The organism is Clostridium disporicum (assembly GCF_001405015.1).
Lineage (GTDB): Bacteria > Bacillota > Clostridia > Clostridiales > Clostridiaceae > Clostridium > Clostridium disporicum_B.
The window spans coordinates 1-500 of the sequence record NZ_CYZX01000055.1 but is presented as its reverse complement, the minus strand read 5'-3'; the positions used below and the strand labels follow the sequence as shown (position 1 = coordinate 500).

At 32.6% G+C, this 500-nt stretch carries 2 protein-coding genes; both read left to right on the top strand.

Annotated features, from left to right (window positions below):
- Positions 1-297, top strand: a 297-nt coding sequence (locus ARA56_RS16240; protein WP_479723140.1) for a ferritin family protein, incomplete at its 5' end; no start/stop codon positions are given.
- 99 nt (positions 298-396) lie between these two features.
- Positions 397-500: rubredoxin-like domain-containing protein (locus ARA56_RS17095; RefSeq protein WP_423230670.1), on the top strand; the 104-nt coding region annotated here is incomplete at its 3' end.

The window sequence follows — 500 nt, the reverse complement described above, 5'->3', positions numbered from 1 at the left end:
CATAGAGAAGGTTACCCAGAAATCGGTCTTTACTGGGAAAAAGCAGCTTATGAAGAAGCAGAACACGCAGCTAAGTTTGCTGAATTATTAGGAGAAGTTGTTACAAGCTCAACTAAGAAAAACTTAGAATTAAGAATAGCAGCAGAAAATGGAGCAACTGAAGGTAAATTTGATTTAGCTAAGAGAGCTAAGATTGCTAACTTAGATGCTATCCATGACACAGTTCATGAAATGGCTAAAGATGAAGCTAGACACGGAAAAGCTTTTGAAGGATTATTAAACAGATATTTTGGTTAACAAACTGTAAAAATGTTATAAAATAACCATTAATATATTTACTTTGCTAAATTATTCTATATAATTAAAATGTATAAAATGATAATTAATTGTTGAAAGATGGAGGGTTTAATTATGAAGAAATTTGTATGTACAGTATGTGGATATGTTCATGAAGGAGATGCTGCACCAGCAGAATGTCCAGTATGTCACGTTGGAGCTGA